This is a genomic window from Petroclostridium xylanilyticum, assembly GCF_002252565.1.
Classification (GTDB): domain Bacteria; phylum Bacillota; class Clostridia; order SK-Y3; family SK-Y3; genus Petroclostridium; species Petroclostridium xylanilyticum.
In genome coordinates this window covers 36851-54506 of sequence record NZ_NPML01000031.1, presented here as the reverse complement: position 1 = coordinate 54506, position 17656 = coordinate 36851, and the positions used below count along the sequence as shown (strand labels likewise).

At 36.7% G+C, this 17656-nt stretch carries 14 protein-coding genes and 1 other annotated feature (1 of these 15 only partly in view); of the genes, 2 read left to right on the top strand and 12 right to left on the bottom strand.

Annotated features, from left to right (window positions below; translation table 11 throughout):
• Positions 1–92 precede the first annotated feature (92 nt).
• From CIB29_RS18220 to CIB29_RS18200, 5 genes are all read right to left on the bottom strand, one after another.
• Positions 93–1388, bottom strand: coding sequence for an aspartate aminotransferase family protein (locus CIB29_RS18220; RefSeq protein WP_094552216.1), 1296 nt, complete (start codon positions 1386–1388; stop codon positions 93–95).
• Between the two features lie 83 nt (positions 1389–1471).
• On the bottom strand, positions 1472–3397 hold the full coding sequence (locus tag CIB29_RS18215) for a peptidase U32 family protein (RefSeq protein WP_094552214.1): 1926 nt from the start codon (positions 3395–3397) through the stop codon (positions 1472–1474).
• A 375-nt stretch (positions 3398–3772) separates the two neighbouring features.
• Positions 3773–4906 carry an amidase domain-containing protein gene (locus CIB29_RS18210; protein WP_094552212.1) on the bottom strand — a complete coding sequence of 378 codons (1134 nt, stop codon included), beginning with the start codon at positions 4904–4906 and terminating at the stop codon, positions 3773–3775.
• 116 nt (positions 4907–5022) lie between these two features.
• Positions 5023–5736 carry a S24 family peptidase gene (locus tag CIB29_RS18205; protein ID WP_094552210.1) on the bottom strand — a complete coding sequence of 238 codons (714 nt, stop codon included), beginning with the start codon at positions 5734–5736 and terminating at the stop codon, positions 5023–5025.
• Positions 5737–5916: 180 nt separating this feature from the next.
• Positions 5917–6510 carry an HD domain-containing protein gene (locus CIB29_RS18200; protein ID WP_094552208.1) on the bottom strand — a complete coding sequence of 198 codons (594 nt, stop codon included), beginning with the start codon at positions 6508–6510 and terminating at the stop codon, positions 5917–5919.
• Positions 6511–6678: 168 nt separating this feature from the next.
• Between CIB29_RS18200 and CIB29_RS18195 the strand changes: the two genes are divergently transcribed.
• Positions 6679–6945 (top strand): type II toxin-antitoxin system Phd/YefM family antitoxin, encoded by a 267-nt coding sequence (locus CIB29_RS18195; protein WP_094552206.1) that lies wholly within the window; start codon positions 6679–6681, stop codon positions 6943–6945.
• A gap of 246 nt (positions 6946–7191) precedes the next feature.
• Here the strand turns inward: CIB29_RS18195 and CIB29_RS18190 are convergent, their stop codons facing one another.
• From CIB29_RS18190 to CIB29_RS18170, 5 genes are all read right to left on the bottom strand, one after another.
• Positions 7192–7752: a 50S ribosomal protein L25 gene (locus tag CIB29_RS18190; RefSeq protein ID WP_094552204.1), complete on the bottom strand. Its 561-nt coding sequence runs from the start codon at positions 7750–7752 to the stop codon at positions 7192–7194.
• Positions 7749–8912 carry a glycosyltransferase gene (locus CIB29_RS18185; protein WP_094552202.1) on the bottom strand — a complete coding sequence of 388 codons (1164 nt, stop codon included), beginning with the start codon at positions 8910–8912 and terminating at the stop codon, positions 7749–7751. The genes CIB29_RS18190 and CIB29_RS18185 overlap by 4 nt, the downstream gene beginning before the upstream one ends.
• Positions 8912–10090, bottom strand: a complete 1179-nt coding sequence (locus CIB29_RS18180; protein WP_094552200.1) for a glycosyltransferase family 4 protein — start codon at positions 10088–10090, stop codon at positions 8912–8914. The genes CIB29_RS18185 and CIB29_RS18180 overlap by 1 nt, the downstream gene beginning before the upstream one ends.
• 36 nt (positions 10091–10126) lie before the next feature.
• Positions 10127–11185 carry a nucleotidyltransferase family protein gene (locus CIB29_RS18175; RefSeq protein WP_094552198.1) on the bottom strand — a complete coding sequence of 353 codons (1059 nt, stop codon included), beginning with the start codon at positions 11183–11185 and terminating at the stop codon, positions 10127–10129.
• A gap of 87 nt (positions 11186–11272) precedes the next feature.
• On the bottom strand, positions 11273–12292 hold the full coding sequence (locus CIB29_RS18170; protein WP_094552196.1) for a glycoside hydrolase family 130 protein: 1020 nt from the start codon (positions 12290–12292) through the stop codon (positions 11273–11275).
• Between the two features lie 822 nt (positions 12293–13114).
• Here CIB29_RS18170 and CIB29_RS18165 point away from each other — a divergent pair.
• Positions 13115–13342, top strand: a complete 228-nt coding sequence (locus tag CIB29_RS18165) for a type II toxin-antitoxin system Phd/YefM family antitoxin (RefSeq protein ID WP_094552194.1) — start codon at positions 13115–13117, stop codon at positions 13340–13342.
• A 12-nt stretch (positions 13343–13354) separates the two neighbouring features.
• On the opposite strand, the gene CIB29_RS18160 is transcribed toward CIB29_RS18165, so the two are convergent.
• Together CIB29_RS18160 and ileS are read right to left on the bottom strand one after the other, a co-directional pair.
• Entirely contained in the window at positions 13355–14275 is a 921-nt protein-coding gene (locus CIB29_RS18160) for an AEC family transporter (protein WP_094552192.1), read from the bottom strand.
• An 80-nt stretch (positions 14276–14355) separates the two neighbouring features.
• On the bottom strand, positions 14356–17475 hold the full coding sequence (gene ileS, locus CIB29_RS18155) for an isoleucine--tRNA ligase (RefSeq protein ID WP_094552190.1): 3120 nt from the start codon (positions 17473–17475) through the stop codon (positions 14356–14358).
• Between the two features lie 67 nt (positions 17476–17542).
• Positions 17543–17656, bottom strand: a binding site (T-box leader); it runs 129 nt beyond the window's last position.

Here is a 17656-nt window from a genome sequence, read left to right as displayed (position 1 = left end):
TGCAAAACTACTGTTGCTCTTTACTTATATTATACAACTTTACATAGAGTAAAAAAATAGGCTATATAGCCTAACATTTTTTATATCTTTTTTTATATCTTTACCGCCTGAAAAGCCTTATCCAGTTCATATAACAGTACTTCTACATCCTCCCCGGTAACAACCAGTGGAGGCTGAAATGCTAAAACATTCCTGTATTCACCGTTTTTACCGATTAGAATACCTTTATCTTTTAGAATTTCAAGAATCATATCAGTTTCTTTAGGCGCAGGTTCTTTTCCATCTTTAACCAACTCTGCTCCAAGCATTAAACCAATACCTCTTACATCTCCAATAATATCATATTTTTCTTTCAGTTTCAATAAACCGTACTTAATTTTTTTACCCAACGCTTCAGCCCTCTGACATAAATCATTTTTATGAATATACTCAAGTACGGCAAGGCCTGCAGCGGCAGATACCGGATTTCCTCCCAATGTAGATGCTGACGGACGTGTAAAAGAGGATGCAATCTCATCGGTTGCAGTATAAGCTGCAATTGGCACGCCGTTGCCCAAGGCTTTTGCCATAGTCATGATATCAGGTTGTATGCCATAATGTTCTATGGCGAACATTTTCCCCGTTCTTGCAAAGCCGGTCTGCACTTCATCTATTATAAGCAATATTTCATATTTCTCCAGAACTTCTTTGAGCGCTTTAAAATAACCCTGCGGTGGTGTAATAATACCTCCATTACCTTGAATAGGTTCGGCAATCATAGCAGCTATCCTGCCTGAAGAAGTCTTTTTTATAACATTTTCTACCTGGCTGACACATTCCAGACTACATTCCTCACTGCTTGATTTATATGGACACCGGTAACAATATGGATTGGGTACAAAACTGATACCTCCTGCAGGGTTTGGATCAGTCCTCCACATCCCCAGCCCTGTTACGCTCATGGTAAGATGCGTCCTTCCATGAAGGCCATTATACATGGATATGAATTCACTTTTTCCGGTGTGCAGCCTGGCTAGAAGCAGCGCCCCTTCATTCGCTTCCGAACCCGTGCCGCAAAAAAAAGTTTTCTTCAAATTGCCCGGTGTAATTTGAGCCAGTTTTTCAGCCAGATCTACAATGGGCTGGGTAAGATATATTGTAGTAGTATGCTGCAGTGTTCTCATCTGTTCAATTGTTTTTTCCAGTATATCCGGGTTGCAATGCCCGCAGTTCATTACCGATACACCGGCAAAAAAATCAATATACCGTTTCCCATCACTATCGTAAAGATACTGCATATTTCCCCTTACCACCTGTACGGGGCGAGAATAAAAATGATAGGAACAAGGGATTAAGTATTCTTTCTTTTTCTCAATAATTTTATCCGGACCTATATAGTCTTTGTTCATCTGACGTTCACCCTTTATTAAAATTGATAATTTGAAAAACTTAAAACCTTTTTTAAGATTCAGATTTTAGAAATAGATAAAATTTAATCAAAGTTTAATGCCCCCAAACTTTGCCCTCTTCCGGTGATCTGCTTTAGCTGATTGATTAAATCAGCATCAGCTTCTCTTTTTTCACAGATGCAATCGATGGCATGCCTGTATATTGAAATCACTTTTCCTAACACATCAGGACGATAGTGCTGTCCTTCCACTCTTACAGCCGCAGTCCCTAAGCTGCATAATTTCCCTACAAGCGGCAGTAAACATATATCTTTGGAAGTAATCATATGGTTTCTGCAGTATTGGTCGGCGTATACGGAATGCTCACATCCCCGTTCATCAATAAGACAAATAGTCTGGCTTTCACAGAAATCCTGGCAGCAGTCCTGGGCAGTTAAATTCGATTCACTTGCCGCATATACGCAGTGCTCCATATACATTACTACCGGCGCACCCTGCACCACAATTTCAATCGGTATACTGCTGCGCTGCAAAATATTTTTTAATACATTTACAGAAGTTTCAACGGATGCTGTTATTCTGCTCAATCCCTCACGGCTATAAAACTCTGCCGTCTTGCTATTATAGCAATTAAGAGAATAATCACCTATAAGCTTTAATCCGCTGTTTCTAAAAGCTTGTACTGCCCCAAGGTTAGAAATAATAACACCTGTTATTCCCAATTCATTGTATTTATTTATCAACGCTTGATAATCATTAAACTGTCGGTCAAACATCATCCTTGGCAGAGACAGATACACTTTTTTATCCCTCGCATAACAGACGGCTTCCCTTATCTGGCTCCTGGTAAACGGCCTGTCTCTTCTAAACACTTCCCCGGCTATGTATACCTCATCTGCACCGCTGTCAACAGCCTGTTTTAAAGCATCAATATTATTTACTTTTACAGTTAGCAGGGGCCGGCCCAATTTTTTGATATGTATTCTATCTTTTATCTCTTGGATTCTACCCATATTTATTTCAAACTCCTCGACTGCATTACTAAATATTCTGGGCTCTCTTTTTCCACTTAGTTCAATATTTGCCTTCCCCGGAATTTTAAAAGCATAACAGGTAGAGAGGTCTCTAACCCTGCCGTCATATAATTTTTTAAAATCTTCTTCATCTACATAATACCCTGCAGGGTCATCTATATATCTATCTATGGCTTTGCGGTATATATTAATTAACGCTGTGAGATACTGGCTGTCACGCATTCTGCCCTCAACTTTAAAAGAATTTACACCCGCATGAATTAATTCAGGAATATGTCTATACATGCACATATCTTTTACAGCCAGATAATGTTTTGGCATTTGTGTTTCATCATCTTTTCCTTTAATTCGGAAAGGCCAGCGGCAGGGTTTCATACACAAACCACGGTTGCTGCTTTTACCAAAGAGTACTCCGCTGTACAAACACTGTGCCCCGTGGACAGCACACATGTCACCATGAACAAAATACTCAAATTCCATTGATGTTGCTCCTGACAAGCATTTAATGGTTTCAAGACTTACTTCTCTTGACATTACTACTCTTGAGATTCCTAACTCCCATAATCTATCAATCATTTGCTTATTATGGACATTCATCATAACACTTGCATGCAAAGGAATATTAATCCCCAGCTCCTTGATTGCTTCCAATGCGCCCATATCCTGGATAATAAGGGCATCTGGATGGACCTGCTGCAAAAACAAAAGATAATCTTTGGCTTCATCTATTTCAGTATCACTCATCATATTATTAAAAGTAATGTATATCTTCTTTCCCTTTGAATGAGCAATAGATACCGCTTCACGAATTTCATCATTTGTCAGGTTATAATCTTTTCGGTGCATGCGCATATTAAACTGTTTTCCGCCCAAATATACCGCATCGGCACCGCTGTCAATTACCTGGTTAAAAATTTCAAAATTCCCTGCCGGTGCCAGAAGTTCAACCTCTTTTCCATTCAAAAACCTGCTCATATCCCACACCTTTTCTTAGCTTATAATACGTTTTCTAATCTATATAAGTTACATTAAAACATTTCAAATGCATCAATGATGCAGTGGGGAGTGGCTAGTGGGGAGTTTTCCTGTTTCTCTCTCCACTGTCCACTCCCCACTACTACATTAATTTTCATGTAAAATCTTTTATGAAATATATATGCTATCTCCAATAACCTTATTATACCTTTCAAAAATCAAATTGTAAAACACATTTAGGCATAATAAATGTAATGATGCCTCTTCTCAACTTAAAATTCACTAATGTTACGCAACCTTCTCATATATCTCTAATTTTTTAGAGTTTAAATCAATTACTGTAAACTGTTAACTGTGGACCGTGAATTTATTTTTTTAATAATTAACGTGTACCAACCAGAATTTTATTCCTTTGTCACTCCACCCAAGGTCCCATGGTACTCTATTTCTGTCCGTATTATGACAGCTTACCAGTGTATAGCCTTTGGAATCCGCTCCCGTTACAACAGATATATGTGTAATTTTTCCCTTCTTTTCATATGCAATATAATCTCCGGGCTGCAGCTTATATGATGCCTTATAGACCTGGTTATATGAGCCATAGGCTATCCGGGATGCCCTTCCGCTATTTAGCATATAACTATTAAATGCATGCGCATTTACCCATGCTTTGCTTGCTCCACCGCTATCATAATTCCACGTATGTGTTTTTTTAAATTTGCCGCCCTCATATAAAATTTGGGAAGCAAAATTTGCACAGTCTCCCCCTTGAGGGTTATAATCCCTGTACTTCTCATTATATTTAAAACCATATTTTTCTTCGCTGGCAGCACCGCAATACCGGTCTGCGTATTCAACAGCCTGTATCCTTCTTTCACTCAGACCGGAAAAATCCCTGGGCTTTCCGGATAAAATATACGTCTTAATTTCCTGGCTTTTTATATCATCCAGACTCAGTGAATCTGCAAAAGGGTCTGTATACCACTCTTTTGCTATTAGCCATTGCCCGTCCTTTTGAATAAGATCTACTATATGATACGTACCAATTCTAAAAGAGTTAACAGTGTCCGGTTCATTTTCATATGCGTATTTATACTCTGTTGAAGCAATAAAATTAACAGAAAAAACTGAACCTTTTTCTTTGCCATACCTGATTACCAGCGTAGAATGAATGTCTTTAAATTTTACCCCCTGCTTATCAGACCATTTATGAAGATATTTCGTTTTCTTTACTTCATGCTCGTATGCCCATGTCCCATATTTCGTGCTTAGATTATAGAGGGGTTTTACTGCATCTAAATCTCCCTCTAGTATTGCCCTATTTCTAATTTCAAAAATTTTCTGTATCACCTGTGAAATTTCTTCGTTGACAAATGTAGTAGATGCTTCAGGTTTATCGGGTGGACCAGGCATGAACTTATATAGGCATAATATAAAAAAAATGCAAACTACCATTAAACATGTAAAACAAATCAAAGTCCATTTTTTTATTGTAATAAAGACAAACATATCATCCCTCCAATTATACCACTGATAAGATTATATGTATGGAAAATGAAAGAAATTATTATAAAATCATTTTTCAAAAGATTTAATAAAAAACCCACCGGCCGGTGGGTTTTTTATTATAATTTTATCTCAACTTTATCCAATTTAACCAATACTTTTATGCTTTTTACCTGAACAGTTTCAGTTGTTAAACTTCTTTTATTGCTCACAAGCAATATATTGTTGCTATCCAATCTTTTTATCTGTCTTATTAGCCTTTGACCGCCATATTCAACAAGGCATATTGCATTGTTTTCTATCTCGTGCATTATATGCCCAAAGGCTATATCTCCTTTTGCTATTCTAAAACCTATCATATCATCATCTTCTATCCTCAAAAACAATACTTTATCTTTAGAATATCCTTCTATTTTATTTGATATAACAGGTAAAGGCCTGACATCTACAATTGTACTTAGGTCATAGGAATAAACAGGAACATTCTTTAATACTGATTCAAGTGCATCATTCCAAACCTCCTGCACCTTTGGAGGCTCCTGGGCCTTTTGTGCTTCGCGCAACTTTTGCTCTGCTGCTTTCCTGATCTCCTCTATGTCTTTCTTTCCCTGTAGCTTTTCACCTTTTTCTTCTATTTCATACAACATCTCATCATCTATATTTTGCCCAAAAATTTTAGAAATTCTTTCAATTAGAGCATCATTTAAAATTCTTCTACCTTCTTCTACTTCAATAATAAACTTCTCTGATACACCCAGTTTTTTTGCCAGTTCCTTCTGAGCCATCCCTCTTTGTATTCTAATACTGCTAATTTTTGATCCTATTCTGCTCATTTTATCCCGCCTTCTTGAATCTTAGGTTATTCATTTTTTATATTATAATGCCAACTATTATATTTCTCAATAGAAATTTGGGAACCTTTCGAATCGAAATTACTGAAAAAGTGCCTCTGTAATCAGGGACAACAAAAATTGACTTTATCTTAATCTTAAAAAATGCTCAAAAATTATAAACTACCGTTGCAAATATCCTTTACTAATTGAATCCTCAATAATCTCCTTTACATACTCCCAAAGTACAGGAGCACCTTCTTCTATAGGCTGGTTTCGCTTTAAAACTTTATCACTTTTTACGTTATGCTTTACCCATGTATGTCCTTTCGTATTATAATTATGCAGTAAAGGCTGCAGTCTATCCAGGGAAGCTGCAAAGCGTGCCTCAGAGGTCTCCCTTTTTTCAAACTCTTCCCATAAATCATGGATCTCTTTGGCCTGGTCCGGAGGCAAAATATTAAATATCCTGTCTGCTGCTTTCTGTTCCCTGCATGCTTTATCTTCATTCCCCTTTTCATCATAGCAGAAGGTATCTCCTGCATCAATTTCTACAAGGTCATGAATTAAAACCATTTTTATAACACGCAGGACATCAATGTTCTTTTCTGCTGCATATTCGGAAAGCAATACAGCCATTACAGCCAGGTGCCATGAATGCTCTGCATCATTTTCATTTCTCGAACCGTCCATTAAGATTGTCTGACGGTAAATATGCTTTAACTTATCAATTTCTACGATAAAATCAATTTGCCTTTTCAATCTTTCACTGTCCATTACTTAAAATCTCCTTTGTAATTTAATTTTCCTCTGTCTCCTAATTATATCTTATCTTGTGTTTTTTGCAACTCTTTGGATTTAATTATCCCAGAATAAAGATACTAATTGTAATTTGTACATTATTATGTTATAATAATGACATAATAAATTAGAGGTGATAATACTATGCCACAAATAAGACCTATAACAGATTTAAGAAATACAAATGAAATATCAGAAATATGCCATAAATATAGAGAACCTATTTATATTACAAAAAATGGGTATGGTGATTTAGTTATAATGAGTATAGAAACTTATGAGCGTCAGCTTGCGCTGGTTGACGTATATAAAAAACTTGCAGAGGCAGAAGCACAAATTACAAAAGGTGTTCCACTGTTAGATGGAGAAGAGGTTTTCAAAAACCTGAGGGATAAATATGCAACAAAGTAGTTATAGTTTAAAATTTACTCAAAAAGCAGGCGAAAATTTAAATGTACCAAACACCTGCAAAGTCAATATTAATTCAAAAACTTATACAAGTCTGCATTTATTATAAAAAATTTCATACAAGGATGTCAATACCAACAATGTAATTATTTTCCGAAATTTTCCTACAAATTTTTACACAAAAAGTCAAAAGGACAGGTTGGTTGATTATAACTTTAATAATCGGTATACCTGTCCCCTTGATTTTTATTAACTTGCAATACTCAATTCTTTTGGTTCAATTACAATGGCTAGAACATCTTTTGTATCACTAAGAACTCTAATTTGCTCAGTCATCCGTATATCATTGACAGTGATTTTTTCACCTGACTTTTTGCCGCTCACATCTATAGTAATAAACTCAGGCAATTCACTGGCTTTTCCTAAAACTTCTATTTCAGGAATAAGAACTTGCAGTAAAAGCTTTCTTTCTTCCAATTTATTTCTTCCGGTAAATACAATAGGAAGCTTTAATTTTACATCATCATTTTGTGAAATAGTTTGTATGTCTATATGAACAATATCCCCAGTTATAGGGTCTCTCTGAATATCTTTAATAACTCCGTATTTAGTTTGCTCGCCTATCTTAATCCAGATTTTCGTATTCTGTCCCTGTTTTTTTAAGATTCTCTTGAGCTTTAGCATCTCAAATTTAACAGGCAGACCATTTTCATACCCCTCTCCATAAATGACGCCCGGGGCAAATCCGTCCCTTCTGGCTTTCTTGGGTTTTTCTGTCCTTTCAATCGCTCTTATAAATGTTTCACTCATTTTAATTCCTCCTCATGCTGTCCTTTTCTTAAGACCTTTCTCTTAATAAAAGGAATGTAATCTAATAGAGCCATATGAGCGATGCAGTAGGAAATGATACTTTCAGCACCCTGGTTCAGGTTAACGCCATTGTCTGTGATACCATCATAACATCCCCCGGATTGCCGGTCTATGAGTTTTATATTCTTTGAATTTTTCCCATGATACCATTCAAAACATTCTCTGGCTTTTTCCAGATATTTTTTCTCCTTTAAAATTTCATAAGCCTGTAAATACATAAGTGTTGTCTCACATGCCTCCAAGGGTTGTTCATCAAATGCAGCCGGTTCTTTCCCTCTAGACATCCATCCCTTGCAGCCTACAGGTTTAAAGTACCCATTTGCAAATGTTATTTTCTCAAGAAAGTTCAAACTTTCCAAAGCTATTTCCAGATATTTTTTACTTTTTAATATTTTATAGGCTACGAGCAAGGACCAGGGTAAAACAGCATTGCTGTATGTGATAATATCTTCAAACCAATGCCAATCATCCGTACAAAATTGTTCATATCGCTCTACCAGTTCTTCCGATAATTTGTTAATACAGCTGTAAATATCCTGTATCCGGCTATTATCACTACAGAAGAAGCTGTATTTATGGAATACCGAACCGCAGCACTTGACACAAAATTTACGATGCGGCTGCGAAGCCATATATCCCATTCCCAGGATGGAATAAGCTTTTGCCCTCGGGAAATTTAAATGATTTACATTGGGCAGGGCTTTGCCAATAATATACCTGCAGGTTTTTTTTATATCCTGTGGAACAGAATTCCTGGACAGGGCATAGCCTAGAGCCCATAAACACCTGCCAAAGCAATCTTCAGAACCTTCCTCTTCTATGAATTCCCTGTTATAATTCATAAAGTTTTTAAACTTGCCCTTTGGGTTCTGGGCGTTAAGGATAAAAGATAGGTATCTGTACGTCAATTCAAGGTATTTCTTATCCCGGAACCGTCCATATAAAGCTGCAGCTGCTATCAAGGCCCTTGCATTGTCATCGGTGGTATACCCTTTGGTAGGATCAGGCACTCCATATTTGGCATGCTGGAATATGCCGGTATCATCGGTAAGTCTAAATATGTGGTCGCAATTAAATTGAATTTTTTTTATTGCAGTCATCAAACTACCTGCTCTTTGCAGGATTGATTATTTTCAATGATATCTAAAAACAGTTTTGTATACTGCTTTGCAACATTATTCCACATCATAGACTTACCTAAGGCAGTTGTCTTGGTTTCCATCTCTTTTTTCTTGTCAGGATTTTCAAGTATATATCGGATACATTTTGCAAGTGAGTCTGAATTTCTAAATTCAGCTAAAAGTCCTCTTCCATCCTCCAGCATTTCTCTTGCATAGCTGTAAGGAGTTGAAACAATAACCCTCCCATAGCCTACTGCATAGGCCAGGGTACCGCTTACAGCCTGGTCTTTACCCAGGTATGGCGTCATATAGATATCCGATAGTTGAAGATACTGTATAATTTCTTCTCTCGTCAGGTATTTGTCAATAAACTGTACATGTCCCTGCAAACCCAGCTCCGATACTAAATGTATAAGTTTTTCCCTGTACGATTCACCATGTTCTTTTTTCACGCACGGATGTGTTTGACCCAGAATGAGGTACAAGATATCTTCATGATCTTGCACTACTTTTGCAATCGCTTCAATCCCGTACTCAAGTCCCTTGCCCGGACTTATCAACCCAAAGGTGCTTATAATCTGCCTGTTTTTATACCCATATCTTTCTTTAAGCCTATCCCTGGAATCCATAATACGGAATGGTACACCGTGGTGGATTACCTCAATGTTTCCTATATCTATTTCATATACGCTTTTTAAAATATCAACTGTATTTCTCGCCATGGTGATAACCTTTAAGCTTTTTTCTCCCAAAATCTTTAATATGGTTCTTTGTTTGTCATTGGGGTGAGGCAACACAGTGTGTAAAGTTGTTACAAATGGTATTTTTAAATTCTCAACAAGGTCAATCAGATATTCACCGCATTCTCCACCAAAAATTCCGTATTCATGTTCAATTACTAATAGATCAATATCCGACTGATTAAGTTTTTCTGCTAAATCAATATAATTTTGACGGTCAAATTGATCCAGTTCAACAATAACCTTTTCATCATAGTGATATTTATCATTGCTTACTGCAACTATTTTAGGTGTATTTAACAATTTTACATTATCCAGTTCATTTATTAAATCCTGAGTAAAGGTAGCCAGCCCACATTCCCTGGGCGGATAGGTACTTAGAAAAGCTACATTTCTTTTTCTGTTTGTCGTAACCATCATATACCTCCTTCAATCTTTTATACTATAAATTATTTATATTGCTACAGGCTGAAGAACATCTTCTGTATATACCGTGTTATAAACTTCTTCACTACCATCTATTCTGCAGTTGGAAGCTATGACGGTGTTAACCAGTCTGGCTCCCCTGCCAACTCTCACATGGTCCCATAAGACGCTTCCTACAACCCTGCTTCCCATCGCAATACTTGATCCATCTCCTATTACTGCATGAGGTCCTACAAAAGCATAAGCTTCTATGTTAACATTCTCACCCACATATACAGGCCCCACAATTTTTGCTTCAGGATGGATTCTTGTATTTTTTCCTTTTAAAATGAGGTCACCTACGTGACTGCAACCCATTAAACAATCGCTAAATATCTTACACTCGGCATTTAAAATATCTTTATGTGCCTGAATATATTTTTCAGGTGTACCAATGTCCATCCAGTAGCAACGCATCTCATATGCAGCCATCTTATAGCCTTTATTTAGCAGCATAGGATATGTTTCTTTTTCTATTGAAACCACCCTATTTGATGGAATTTCGTTAAATATTTGAGGCTCGAATACATAAATGCCTGCGTTGATGAAATTAGATGCGATTTCATGTGCCTGCGGCTTTTCCTTGAATGAAGTGATATAGTGATGGCTGTCATATTCAATTACTCCATACTGGGATGGATTTTTAACTTCGGTTACAGCAATCGTCGCTATACAGGATTTATTCCTATGGTGTTCAATCAATTGTCCAACATCTATATCGCTTAAAATATCCGAATTCAATACGACAAAAGTATCATCAAAATATTTTTCTGCCTGCTTAACTGCACCTCCCGTACCGAGAGGTATGTCTTCGCTGATATAATGAATCTTTACTCCAAATTGTTTTCCATCACCAAAATAATTTTTAATATACTGGGACTGATAGCAGGTACTAAGGATAATTTCATTAATCCCGTTTTTTTTGAGATTTGCTATGGTTCTTTCCAAAAGAGGCTTACCTACAATGGGAACCATAGGTTTTGGAATGTTGTTTGTGAGCGGCTGCAGTCTTGTCCCTCTGCCGCCGGCAAGAAGAAGTGCTTTCATATGTATCCCTCCTTGAATCAATGGGTTAGTTTATTGTACTATTGTACTAAGATGAAAACTTTTATTGATTTTACATGTTAAGATAACCTAATCTGCTGTGCTTAATTGTTCGTTTTCTTTGGGTTGTGGGCATCTTTTGATATATTCAAGCAGATCACTCAAGTTTGCCGTAGCCAAGGCTATGCAAGTATCTGCCCCGCCATAATACATTCTGACAATTCCGCTTTCCTTATCTAGAATCCATCCACAGGGAAATACCACATCATCAACATCCCCCTCCCTCTCATATGGCTCTGATGGCCCAAACACCCACTCGTCACTTCTTCTCAAGACCTTAAAAGGATTTTCTAAGTCGAGCAGGGCAAGTCCGAGTCTATAGATTGCTCCAGCAACAGTTTGCCTTACCCCGTGGTAAAGGATCAGCCACCCTTCCGGTGTTTCAAGAGGTTGTGGAGAAAGGCCAACTTTATTAGCATCCCACCACCCTCCCTGGCGTGCATTTATTAATATCTGATGATCCCCCCAGTATTTTAAGTCATTAGAGCTTGAAACCCATATATGGGCACCTGCACCTTTAAAAGCAGGAATCGGCCGATGTATTAACACCCATTTACCGTCAAACCGCCTTGGAAATAGTGCGGCATCTTTATCTTCCGGCGGCATAATAGGTCCTAATCTCTCAAAAGTGACAAAATCCTTTGTTAATGCCAGTGCTACCAGCGGTCCTCCATGAGAATAGGCAGTATAAGTGATTGCCCATTTTCCCAGTTCTTCTATCCATGTAATTCTTGGATCTTCAATTCCCCATGCTTCTTCTGGATAATGCTCAGGGTCCGGTTCCAAGGTGGGCGAAGGATCAATCTGCCAGTTGCTTACTCCGTCTTCACTGATAGCTTTGGTTAAGTGTGAAAAACCTCTCCTGTCTTCTACCCGGGCAAGTAATAATACCTTGTCATTGTAAAGGGTTACTGCCGGATTGAAAACCGTATTGGCTGCATAAGGCCAATCTTTGGATGTCAATATGGGATTATTTGAATGCCTTTTAAACAGCTCTTTATATGTATTATCGCTGCTTTTTAATCTTGTCTGAAACCCTTTATGCGACATAAAGCGCCCCTCCTATTCAACATAAGCTCAAAGCTGTCAAAATGCATTTTTAATTTTTATTATAAATAATTAACTGACTTTAAAACTATATTGAACACACTAAAGATTTTACAATAACTTTGTATTTTGTATGTGCAAGCATTTGCAGTAACATTATCTATAAATATTAAGACTTTATTAAATTGATTTTGGTTATCGATATAAATTTGTTATTGTGAAATAATTTTAGAAATGGATATTGACTCAGTTATTTTTTTCAGAAATAAAAAATATGCTTTTCATATATGTATTCCTCCTTAACAATATTTTAATGTTTTATATTACAACTTTAAGTACTATATATTTACTGATAATGATTTTACATGGCAGATAAAGTCAATAAGTTCACAGTTCACGGTTCACAGTTCACAGTAAAAGCTATTAAATCGTTTACTACTATGAACTGAGAACTGTTAACTGTGAACTATATAGTACCATTAAACATATCCAATATTGTTAATAAAGAAATAAGCTACTAAATCTAGAAATGTGTTTTCAACCCGGCATTATTAGAAAAATAATTTGTTTTGTTAGCACTCAATATTCATGAGTGCTAACAATTAAAATTTTATTAAATATATTTTACGTTGTCAAGAGATAATTTTATAATTTTAAAAATTTGTTCACATTTTTAATATTCTTTTTTTAAGTTAGCCAATTTTAAAAGAATAAAGATACTAAAAAATATACGTCCATAAAATAATATAATTAGAACGATACTAATTATAATTTATACATTATTATGCTATAATAATGACATAATAAACTAGAGATGATAATACTATGCCACAAATAAGACCTATAACAGATTTAAGAAATACAAATGAAATATCAGAAATATGCCATAAATATAGGGAACCTATTTATATTACAAAAAATGGGTATGGTAATTTAGTTATAATGAGTATAGAAACTTATGAACGTCAGCTTGCGCTGGTTGACGTATATAAAAAACTTGCATTTGTACAATTTGATTATAGATTTACTATTATGTCAATTTGTAGATTGTAAACCCTTTTATCATCATAGAAAATAAGCAATAATAGGAATAGTTAATACCGACAGCAGTGTGGAAATAAATACACATTGGGCACCCAAATACGAGTTTCCGTCATATTTTTCTGCCAATATAGATGCATTGGCAGCAATAGGCATAGCAGTAATAACAACAGGTATGCCTGTCATCATCAAATTCAAATCAAAAGCTTTTAGAAAAAAGAGCAAGCTTACAGGTAAAAGAATCAAACGAATAGAGGTCACCACATATACTTGATAATTGTTAAATAATTCTGAAAATTTTGCATTTGCCAAGATTAATCCTGCAAGAATCATTGAAAGCGGCGTAGTTGTAGAAGCAAGCATATTGATAGACATGGCTACCGGCTTAGGAATTTTTAGAGAAAAAATAAAAATACAAAAACCTATTATGACTGCCATAAAAGGTGGATTAACAATATTTTTTAAATCCATATTTATATATTTCGCTTTTCCTCTCTTTATTATCATGATACCTAAAGAGTTAAATAAAAAATAAATTGGAATACTAAATAAAGATGCATAAAGGATTCCTTGCTCTCCAAACAATGCTTCTACAACCGGATAACCCATAAAAGCAAAATTGGAAAACATAATACCAAATTGATATATATTTCGAGATAATGGATCTACTTTTAACAGTTTAACGGTTATAATAGCAACTATAAAAGAAAATATTATGGTGCCTACAGATATCACAATCAGCCAAAAACCTTCCATTAAAACTTGGGGCGAAAAGGGATAGCTCATACCACGAATAATCATAGCCGGTAACACAATATTAAACAATAAATTAGAAAGATTTTTACTAAATGATGCATCTACTATGTTCAGCTTTTTTACAACAAATCCAACTACCAACATAATAAAAAGTATAAGTATTTGATTAAAAGTAACAAAAAAATCCATGTTCAAAAGCTCCTTTTTTAAAACAAACTGTTATTTTCAAAAATAATGGAAGAAGCAATAAGCTCCTCCCATTATTTATATCATATCTTAGCAACTGTAATCTTTACTTTTTCTCCGTTTACATTCCATTCTTTTGTATAACCCTCTGCACTGCCTTCAGTCATTGCCAGTGCCAATACTTCTTTAGCAATTTCTTTTTCATTCTTCTTCATGATCTCTGCAATTCTAGCATTATTGCTATAATATACATGAATATTATCCTGAATTTCAAAACCGGCTTCTTTCCTCATGGTCTGAATTTTGCTGATAATTTCACGTACAAATCCCTCTTCGATAAGTTCAGGAGTGAGATTCGTATCCAGTACAACAGTGACACCGTAGTCTGTTTCTGCCACCATCCCTGCTTTGTCAACCGACTCACTGAGCACATCCTGTTCTGCAAGCTCTACTTTAGTTCCTTCTACTTCTAAAGTTACCGTCTCACCTTTCTTGAACAATGCCATAACTTCGTTACCATCTACATTATTAAGCGCTTCGGCAATCTTAGGGACCAGTTTCCCATATTTCGGACCAAGGGTCCTAAGCTGTGGTTTGAACTTATAAGTTGTAAAAGCACTTACATTATCGGTGAAAACAATTTCTTTTACATTTAATTCGTCAGCAACCAGGTCTCTGAACATATCAGGAAGCTTTGTTTTAGCTTTTACATACATTGTTCCTATAGGCTGACGATTCTTAATACTTGCTTTATTTCTGCAAGCACGGCCCTGTACTACCAGCTTGAGTACAAAATCCATGTTTTCTTCCAGTTCCTTGTCGATAAATTTCTCATCTGCCTGCGGATAGTCGCAAAGATGTACACTCTCCGGAGCAGAACTGTCCACATTCAGTACCAGGTTTTTGTAAATTTCCTCTGCCATAAATGGCACAAAGGGTGCAATAAGCTTGGACAGCGTTTCAAGCACAGTATAAAGTGTCATATATGCATTAATTTTATCCTGTGTCATTTCTTCCTGCCAGAAACGTTCCCTGCTTCTTCTTACATACCAGTTACTCAATTCATCTACAAATTCCTGGATGGCTCTTGCCGGTTCTGTAATGCGGTAATTATCCAGATTTTTTTCTACCATTGCAACCAGTGAATGCAGCCTGGATAAAATCCATTTATCAATTACCTGTAATTTGTCATATTCTAATTTATAATTATTTGGATTAAACTTATCAATATTTGCATACAGTACAAAGAAGGCATAGGTATTCCACAAGGTCCCCATAAATTTTCTTTGTCCTTCGCTTACCGCTTCTTCATAGAAACGGCTGGGCAGCCATGGTGCACTGCTTGTGTAGAAATACCAGCGGACTGCATCCGCCCCCTGCTTGTCAAGTATTGTCCATGGGTCTACCACATTTCCCTTGTGCTTGCTCATTTTCTGCCCATCCTTATCCTGCACATGGCCTAAGACGATAACGTTCTTATATGACGGCTCGTCAAATATGAGGGTTGAAATGGCAAGCAAGGTGTAGAACCACCCCCTCGTCTGGTCTACTGCTTCACTGATAAAATCTGCCGGGAAATTCTGTTCAAAGATTTCCTTATTCTCAAAGGGATAATGCCATTGTGCAAAAGGCATAGATCCGGAATCAAACCAGCAATCAATTACCTCACTTACTCTTTTCATGGTTCCGGTTTTACACTCGGGGCAATTCAAATATACATTGTCAATATATGGCTTGTGCAGTTCAATGTTTTCAGGAACATTTTGGCCCATTTCCTTTAACTCGTCAATACTTCCTACAACATGACGGTGTCCGCATTCACACTCCCAGATAGGCAGCGGAGTTCCCCAGTATCTTTCACGGCTTAAGCCCCAGTCAATTACATTTTCAAGGAAGTTTCCAAAACGTCCATCTTTAATGTTGTCAGGCAGCCAGTTAATCTTATTATTATTCTTTAACAGATTTTCTTTTACAGCGGTCATTTTGATAAACCATGTATCGCGGGCATAATACAATAACGGTGTGTCACATCTCCAGCAGAACGGATAGGCGTGTTCGTAATCTACCGCCTTATATAAAAGATTTCTTCCATCTAAATTTTTTATGATAAGCGGGTCTGCGTCTTTAACGAAAACACCCTTCCATGGTTCTACGCTGTCTACAAATTCTCCCTGCTCATTAACAAGCTGAACAAAAGGAAGGTCGTATGCTCTTCCTACTTTCGCGTCGTCTTCACCAAAAGCCGGGGCAGTGTGTACAATCCCTGTACCGTCAGTCAATGTTACGAAATTGTCTGCTACCACATAGTAGGCTTTTTTCTCCGGCTTTACAAAATCAAACAGCGGTTCATATTCCATACCTACCAAATCTTTACCCAGCATTTTTTCCTGCACTTCAAATTCCTCATTTAATACTGTTGGTGCCAGTGCCTCTGCCAGAATATACACTTCATCTGCACACTTTGCTTTTATATAAGTCTCACCCGGATTTACTGTAAGGGCAACGTTGGAAGGCAATGTCCATGGTGTAGTCGTCCACGCCATCAGGTATACCTGCTTTTGTCCTTTTACCTGGAATTTAACATATATGGATGGGTCTTTTACATCTTTATAGCCCTGTGCAACTTCATGGCTGGAAAGAGCAGTCCCACAGCGAGGACAATAGGGCACAATTTTATGTCCCTTATATAATAAACCTTTATCCCATATTTGTTTCAATGCCCACCACACAGATTCAATATAGTTATTGTCATAGGTGATATAGGGATTATCCATATCTACCCAGAACCCTACACGGTCACTCATCTTTTCCCATTCTTTTTGGTACTTCCATACACTTTTCTTACATTCCTTGATAAAAGGTTCTACCCCGTATTTTTCGATTTCGGGTTTACCGTCAATCCCCAACTGCTTTTCTACTTCCAATTCTACAGGGAGACCATGGGTATCCCATCCTGCTTTACGGAGCACCTTATATCCCTTCATGGTTTTGTATCTTGGGATAATATCTTTCATTACACGGGTTAAAATGTGGCCGATATGAGGCTTTCCATTAGCGGTAGGCGGACCGTCATAGAAAGTAAAAGTAGGCGCATTCTCCCTCATTTTTATGCTTTTTTCAAAAATATTATTTTCTTTCCAGTATTTTAATACTTCTAATTCCCTATCGCCAAAATTAAGGTTGGTCGATACTTTTTCATACATGTAAATACCTCCATTCCTTTACATAACTAATCATTAACTTTCAAGCAATAAAAAAACCTTTCATCCATAACAGGACGAAAGGGTATTTCCGCGGTACCACCTGATTTGATACATAGCGTATCCATCTCACCACATACAGCCTCAATCTATATGCTTCCCATATAACGTCGGGATTACGACA

Bases quoted from the DNA above. Each gene is read 5' to 3' on its own strand.
- CIB29_RS18220 (WP_094552216.1), bottom strand. From the start codon at position 1,388: ATGAACAAAGACTATATAGGTCCGGATAAAATTATTGAGAAAAAGAAA.
- CIB29_RS18215 (WP_094552214.1), bottom strand. From the start codon at position 3,397: ATGAGCAGGTTTTTGAATGGAAAAGAGGTTGAACTTCTGGCACCGGCA.
- CIB29_RS18210 (WP_094552212.1), bottom strand. From the start codon at position 4,906: ATGTTTGTCTTTATTACAATAAAAAAATGGACTTTGATTTGTTTTACA.
- CIB29_RS18205 (WP_094552210.1), bottom strand. From the start codon at position 5,736: ATGAGCAGAATAGGATCAAAAATTAGCAGTATTAGAATACAAAGAGGG.
- CIB29_RS18200 (WP_094552208.1), bottom strand. From the start codon at position 6,510: ATGGACAGTGAAAGATTGAAAAGGCAAATTGATTTTATCGTAGAAATT.
- CIB29_RS18195 (WP_094552206.1), top strand. From the start codon at position 6,679: ATGCCACAAATAAGACCTATAACAGATTTAAGAAATACAAATGAAATA.
- CIB29_RS18190 (WP_094552204.1), bottom strand. From the start codon at position 7,752: ATGAGTGAAACATTTATAAGAGCGATTGAAAGGACAGAAAAACCCAAG.
- CIB29_RS18185 (WP_094552202.1), bottom strand. From the start codon at position 8,912: ATGACTGCAATAAAAAAAATTCAATTTAATTGCGACCACATATTTAGA.
- CIB29_RS18180 (WP_094552200.1), bottom strand. From the start codon at position 10,090: ATGGTTACGACAAACAGAAAAAGAAATGTAGCTTTTCTAAGTACCTAT.
- CIB29_RS18175 (WP_094552198.1), bottom strand. From the start codon at position 11,185: ATGAAAGCACTTCTTCTTGCCGGCGGCAGAGGGACAAGACTGCAGCCG.
- CIB29_RS18170 (WP_094552196.1), bottom strand. From the start codon at position 12,292: ATGTCGCATAAAGGGTTTCAGACAAGATTAAAAAGCAGCGATAATACA.
- CIB29_RS18165 (WP_094552194.1), top strand. From the start codon at position 13,115: ATGCCACAAATAAGACCTATAACAGATTTAAGAAATACAAATGAAATA.
- CIB29_RS18160 (WP_094552192.1), bottom strand. From the start codon at position 14,275: ATGGATTTTTTTGTTACTTTTAATCAAATACTTATACTTTTTATTATG.
- ileS (WP_094552190.1), bottom strand. From the start codon at position 17,475: ATGTATGAAAAAGTATCGACCAACCTTAATTTTGGCGATAGGGAATTA.